Origin of the sequence: Reyranella sp. (genome assembly GCF_050185545.1) — a bacterium.
Lineage (GTDB): Bacteria > Pseudomonadota > Alphaproteobacteria > Reyranellales > Reyranellaceae > Reyranella.
The window spans coordinates 1-5,553 of record NZ_JBFWZI010000310.1; the positions used below are offsets into that span (position 1 = coordinate 1).

The 5,553-nt window shown below is 68.3% G+C and carries 5 protein-coding genes and 2 pseudogenes; 3 read left to right on the forward strand and 4 right to left on the reverse strand.

Features of this window, described 5'->3' with window-relative positions; genetic code table 11:
- A pseudogene (locus AB7O82_RS36915) lies at positions 1-275 on the reverse strand (C4-dicarboxylate ABC transporter substrate-binding protein); the annotation flags it as partial.
- A 167-nt stretch (positions 276-442) separates the two neighbouring features.
- Here AB7O82_RS36915 and AB7O82_RS36920 point away from each other — a divergent pair.
- The 3 genes from AB7O82_RS36920 to AB7O82_RS36930 are packed head-to-tail and all read left to right on the forward strand — an operon-like array spanning position 443 to position 2,948.
- Positions 443-1,429, forward strand: a complete 987-nt coding sequence (locus AB7O82_RS36920; RefSeq protein ID WP_428537112.1) for a Bug family tripartite tricarboxylate transporter substrate binding protein — start codon at positions 443-445, stop codon at positions 1,427-1,429.
- 3 nt (positions 1,430-1,432) lie between these two features.
- A complete protein-coding gene (locus AB7O82_RS36925; protein WP_428537115.1) occupies positions 1,433-2,407 on the forward strand; it encodes a Bug family tripartite tricarboxylate transporter substrate binding protein in 975 nt (324 codons plus the stop codon).
- A 37-nt stretch (positions 2,408-2,444) separates the two neighbouring features.
- Positions 2,445-2,948, forward strand: coding sequence for a flavin reductase family protein (locus AB7O82_RS36930; RefSeq protein WP_428537118.1), 504 nt, complete (start codon positions 2,445-2,447; stop codon positions 2,946-2,948).
- A gap of 227 nt (positions 2,949-3,175) precedes the next feature.
- On the opposite strand, the gene AB7O82_RS36935 is transcribed toward AB7O82_RS36930, so the two are convergent.
- From AB7O82_RS36935 to AB7O82_RS36945, 3 genes and pseudogenes are all read right to left on the reverse strand, one after another.
- Positions 3,176-3,925 (reverse strand): SDR family NAD(P)-dependent oxidoreductase, encoded by a 750-nt coding sequence (locus tag AB7O82_RS36935; RefSeq protein WP_428537121.1) that lies wholly within the window; start codon positions 3,923-3,925, stop codon positions 3,176-3,178.
- Positions 3,925-5,106 (reverse strand): CaiB/BaiF CoA transferase family protein, encoded by a 1,182-nt coding sequence (locus tag AB7O82_RS36940; protein ID WP_428537124.1) that lies wholly within the window; start codon positions 5,104-5,106, stop codon positions 3,925-3,927. Before AB7O82_RS36940 ends, AB7O82_RS36935 begins: the two co-directional genes overlap by 1 nt.
- Positions 5,107-5,326: 220 nt before the next feature.
- Positions 5,327-5,553 (reverse strand): annotated as a pseudogene (locus AB7O82_RS36945) (enoyl-CoA hydratase); the annotation flags it as partial.

The following is a 5,553-nucleotide window of genomic DNA, read 5'->3' on the forward strand; positions in this document are numbered from 1 at the left end:
AGGCTGCCGACCTTCAGGAGATCGAGCAGCTCCTTGGGCTGGCCGAAGCTCTCGTAGCCGATCTGGATCTTGAACTTTCCGCCGGTACGCTCATCGAGGAACTTGCGCAGCGTCTCGATGTTCTGGGTGGCCGCGCGCGGCTTGCCCCAGGCTGCGAGCTTCCATTTGATTTCCGGTCCGTCGACGATCTTGGTCTGGGCGAACGCAACGCTCGACCACGCAACAAAGCCGGCGGCCATCGCCACCGCGACGGCCATTCCTTTGGAACGACGCATGAATGCCTCCTGAAATTTCCTCCCGAAACACACACCTTGTCTCGATCGGCCATCTTTAGGGCCGATGATGCCAACCATAGCGCGCCAGCGGGCGGCAGGAGAAGGAGAACATGGCGGCTCGCGGACCCCTCGACTAGACTGCCGGGACAGGGAGCCCGTCCGCCGCCATGACCGACCTCCGACGACGCTCTACTCTCGCGGGAATGCTCGGCCTGGCCGCTGCCGGCACCGTTCGCAGCGAGGTTTGGGCCGCCGACTGGCCGGATCGCCCGGTCACCCTGATCGTGCCCTTCCCGGCTGGTGGCGGTTCCGACCTGTTCGCCCGTCCCATCGCCGCCCGGATGGGCGGCGAGCTCGGGCAGACGATCGTAATCGATAATCGCAGCGGGGCCGGCGGGACGACCGGCACGGCGGTCGCCGCTCGCGCCGCGCCCGATGGCTACACGCTGCTGCTGGGCGACACGGGGCTCGTCTACGCGCCGACGATCTATCCCAAGCCGGGCTTCGACTTCGTCCGCGACTTCGCCCCGGTGAGCGCGCTCGCCCGCGTGCCCTACGTGCTGGCGGTGAATCCGGCGCGGCTCGACGTCACCACGCTCGCGGGCTTCATCGCCGCGGCCAAGAAATCTCCCGGTGCGATCGATGTCGGCTCGGCCGGGATGGGAACCCTCACGCATCTGGCGATCGGCCTGTTCGAGGAACGGACCGGCGTCCGGCTCAATCACATTCCCTATCGTGGCGGGGCGCCGATGCTGCAGGATCTGCTGGCCGGACAGATTTCCGCCGCCTTCGTGCTGGCCGGCGCGCTCGCGCCGCACGTCGCGGAGGGCAAGGTGCGCGCGCTCGCCATCGCCAATCGCCGGCGCGAGCCGATCCTCGCGAGTGTTCCCACGATGCAGGAAGCGGGCATCGAGGAGCTGCGCGCCGCCATCTGGTTCGGCCTGTTCGCGCCGACCCGCACGCCCGACCCGATCCTCGACCGCCTGCACGGCGCGGCGCAGAACGCGCTGCGGGACCCTGAGATCCGACGCTTGTGGGCGGAGCAGGGCGCCCGCATCGAGCTCGAGAGCCGGGCCGAGTTCGCCGCCTTCGTCGCCCGTGAAACCGAGCGTTGGAACCGCATCGCCAAGTCCGCCAATGTTCGCCTGGAGTAGCCGATGAAGCTTTCTCGCCGCGCCGCCCTGGGCGGGCTCCTGCTGTCCGCCGCCGCCGCGCCGTCGCGCGCCGACGATTGGCGGCCGTCGCGGTCGATGAGCTGGATCGTGCCGTTCCCTCCCGGTGGCTCGAACGACATCTTCGCCCGCCCCGTGGCCGCCCGGGTCGGCCAATCCCTCGGCCAGGCCGTGGTGGTGGACAACCGGGCTGGGGCCGGCGGCACCTTGGGCGGCATGATCGCGGCGCGCGCGGCGCCCGACGGCTGCACCCTGCTGGTCGGCAACACCGGCCTCACCTTCGCGCGCATCGTCTACGACGAAGGCGGCTTCGACCTCGCGCGCGACTTCGCGCCGGTGAGCCTGCTCGCCAGCGTGCCGGTCGCGCTGGTGGTCAATCCCACGACGGTACCGGTCATGGATCTCGTCTCTTTCCTGGCACTTGCGCGCGCGGCACCGGGCAGAATGACGGTGGGCTCGTCGGGCCTCGGCACGATCCCGCACCTCGCCATCGAGCTGCTCCAGCAGCGCGCCGGCATCAGGCTCACCCACGTGCCCTATCGCGGCGGTGGCCAGGCGCTGCAGGACGTGGTGTCGGGCACGATCGATGCCCTGGTGACGCCGCTCAGCACGGTGGTGTCGTACGTCCAGTCGGGACGATTGCGCGCGCTGGCCGTCGCATCGACCGGTCGTCAGCGCATCCTGCCCGAGGTGCCGACCTTCGCCGAGGCGGGCCTCGCCGATTTCCGGGTGAGCAGCTGGTACGGCCTGTTCGCCCCGAAGGCGACGCCGGTAGTTGCGGTCGACACCCTGCACGCCGCCGTGCAGGCGGCACTCGCGTCCGCCGATGTCGAGCGCATCTGGGCCGAGCAGGGCGCGCGCGTCGACCTGGTCAGCCGGCTGGCCTTCACGGCCTTCGTCGAAAGCGAAACGGAACGCTGGAGCGCGCTTGCCAAGACGATCGGCATTCCGAAGGATTAGACGACACTGCAGGGCTTGCTAGTCGAGGAGGAAGAAGATGAACGCCGATGCGAAAAAGACCGTGCTGCGCATGATCCCCTACGGGATCTACATCCTGACGGCCGACGACGGCAAAGGCAGTGTGGCGGCGGCGACGGTCAACTGGGTGACGCAAAGCGCCTTCGCTCCGCCGCTGGTCGTGGTCGGCGTCAAGACCGACTCGGGCGCCTACCAGACGGTCAAGGCGGCCGGCACGTTCGCGCTCAACATGCTGGGCAAGGACCACAAGGGGCTGGCGTTCGCCTTCTTCAAGCCGGCGGTGCTGGCCGACGGCAAGCTGAGCGGCCAGACCTTTCGCAAGGGCTCGACCGGCGCGCCGATCCTCGATGCCGCGCCGGGCGCCGTCGAATGCCGCGTCACCTCGATCGTCGAGCAGGGCGATCATCATGTCGTGGTCGGCGAAGTGGTCGAAGCCCATCTGCACAAGCCACCAACCGGCCGCGCCGACGCCGCCATCCTCGAGATGAGGGACCTCGGCGACAACGTTTTTTATGGCGGGTGATCTTCTTCCGGACCGCGGGCGTCTCGCCCGCTCACGATCATGAGCGGGCGAGAAGCCCGCGGTCCGGAAGACCAAGACACATAGCAGGGAGTCCGCCACTCCGATGGCGCTCATGGGATGTGTCGTCACCAACAAGAGCGCCATCGGAGTGGCGCGCTCCCGGCCATGACCCCTCCGTCCGCGAAGACGCGGGCACCTCCCCAGCGAAGCTGGGGAGGCGAACAAGGTCACGTCTCCGCGCCGCCGTTGACCTGGATCATCTGGCCGTTGATGTAGGCGCCGGCGTCGGAAGCGAGCAGGCGGGCGGCGGCGGCGACCTCGACCGGCGTGCCCATGCGGCCGACCGGCACGCGCGCGACAGTCTGCTGGCGCTGCGCCGAGGAGTACTCTTTCTGGTTGGCGTCGTCGGCGGCGATCGGGCCGGGCGAGATGGCGTTGACGGTGATGCCCTTGGCGCCGAACTCCTTGGCCAGCGACTTGGTAAGGCCCCACACGCCATGCTTGGCGACCGAGACCGAGGCGCGCCCGCCGTGGCCCGCCATGGCGTTCATGCCGGTGAAGTTGATGACGCGGCCCCAGCCTTTCGCGAGCATGCCGGGCAGGCAGGCGCGCGCCAACCAGACTGCGGCGTCGAGATCGACCGACATGACGCGCCGCCATTCATCGTCGGTCGCCTCGAGGAATGGCTTGCCCGGCCGCACTGCGGCGTTGTTGATCAGCACGTCGATCGCGCCGAACTCGGCGATTGCCGCGTCGGCAATTCGCTTGCAGTCCTCCGGCTTGCCGACGTCGCCCATGACGACCAGCGTGCGCCCCCCAAGCTTCGCGGCCTCGGCCGCCACCTTCTCGGCGGCGGCGCGGTCGCTCGAGCCGTTGATGGCGAGGTCGAAGCCGTCCTCGGCCAGACCGAGCGCGCAGGCGCGGCCGATGTTGCGGCCGGCGCCGGTAATCAGCGCCGCTCGTCTCGCGCGGGCCATCAGATGACCCCGCCGGCCTTGAGAGAGTCGATCGCCTTGCGGTCGTAGCCCAGGCTCGCCAGCACCTCCTCGGTATGCTCGCCGAGCTCGGGCGTCGGCCGCAGCTCGGCCGGTTGCGGATTGTCGGACATGTTGATCGGCTGACCGACCACCTTGATATCGCCGAGCTTCGGATGCTTGACCGGGCGGGCGATGCCGAGATGCTTGACCTGCGGCTCGGCGAAGGTCTGGTCGATCGAGTTGATCGGCCCGCACGGCACGCCGGCCTTGTTGAGCGCGGCGATCCAGTGCGCGCTGGTGTTGGTGCGCGTGATGTTGGCGAGGCGCTCGTTCACAGCCTTGCGGTTCTGCGAGCGCAGCGCCGGCGTCAGATGCTCGGGATGGTCGACCAGCTCAGGCGCGCCGAGCGCCTGTGCACAGCGCTTCCAAAGGTTCTGGCCCGAAGCGGCGATGTTGATGTGGCCGTCGCTGGTCGGGAACACGCCGGTCGGAATGCCGGTCGGATGGTCGTTGCCGGCCTGCTTCGGCACCTCGCCCTTGATCAGCCAGCGCGAGGCCTGGAAGTCGAGCATGAAGATCTGCGCCTCGATCAGCGAGGTGTGCACCCACTGGCCCTTGCCGGTGCGCTCGCGGTTGTAGAGCGCTAGGATGATCGCCTGGGCAAGCAGCAGCCCGGAGGTCAGGTCGGCGATCGGGATGCCGACGCGCATCGGTCCGCGACCCGGCTCGCCCGTGATCGACATCAGCCCACCCATGCCCTGGGCGATCTGGTCGACGCCCGGACGCGCGGCGTCGGGCCCGCTCTGGCCGAAGCCCGCGATCGAGCCGTAGACGATGCGCGGGTTCACCTTGGCAACCGTGTCATAGTCGACCTTGAGGCGATGCTTCACGTCGGAGCGGTAGTTCTCGACGATGACGTCGGCCTTCTCGGCGAGCTTCATGAAGATCGCGTGACCCTCGGGGCTTTTGAGGTTGAGCGTCATCGCCTTCTTGTTGCGATGCAGGTTCTGGAAGTCGAATCCGTGACGCGAGCTGCCGGTGGCATCGGCGCCTTCGCTGGCCGGCGCTTCGATCTTGATGACATGGGCGCCCCAGTCGGCGAGCTGGCGCACCGCGGTCGGGCCGGCGCGGTGCGCCGTGAGGTCGAGCACGGAGATGTGGGACAATGGCAGGTTGGTCATGGTGTTTCCTCTGGTGTGCGGGATCATGTTTTCATGTTCCTCCCCCGTCATACTCCCGTCATACGGGGGGAAGGTGCCCCGTCATACGGGGCGGAGGGGGCAAGCCTCAGACGAGATCCAGGAGATTCTGACGTCGGGACTTCATGAATCTCGCGTGAGGCTTTCCCCCTCCGCCCCCTTCGGGGGCACCTCCCCCGTATGACGGGGGAGGACAATGAGATCATCGTCCCTGGAAGACGGGCTTTCTTTTTTCCATGAAGGCGCGGCGGCCTTCCTTGTAGTCCTCGCTGTCGAAGCAGGCCTGGGCGAGCTTCGCGAGCCGCGCATGGTCCTGTTGCGATTCAGGCTTGGCGATCTCGCGCGCCGCGGCCTTGGCGAGGCCGATGGTGAGGGGCGCGTTCTGGGCGATCGCCGAGGTGATGCCGTCGACCATCGCATCGAGATCGT

Coding starts and splice junctions, on each gene's coding strand:
- AB7O82_RS36920 (WP_428537112.1), top strand. CDS start 443: ATGACCGACCTCCGACGACGCTCTACTCTCGCGGGAATGCTCGGCCTG.
- AB7O82_RS36925 (WP_428537115.1), top strand. CDS start 1,433: ATGAAGCTTTCTCGCCGCGCCGCCCTGGGCGGGCTCCTGCTGTCCGCC.
- AB7O82_RS36930 (WP_428537118.1), top strand. CDS start 2,445: ATGAACGCCGATGCGAAAAAGACCGTGCTGCGCATGATCCCCTACGGG.
- AB7O82_RS36935 (WP_428537121.1), bottom strand. CDS start 3,925: ATGGCCCGCGCGAGACGAGCGGCGCTGATTACCGGCGCCGGCCGCAAC.
- AB7O82_RS36940 (WP_428537124.1), bottom strand. CDS start 5,106: ATGACCAACCTGCCATTGTCCCACATCTCCGTGCTCGACCTCACGGCG.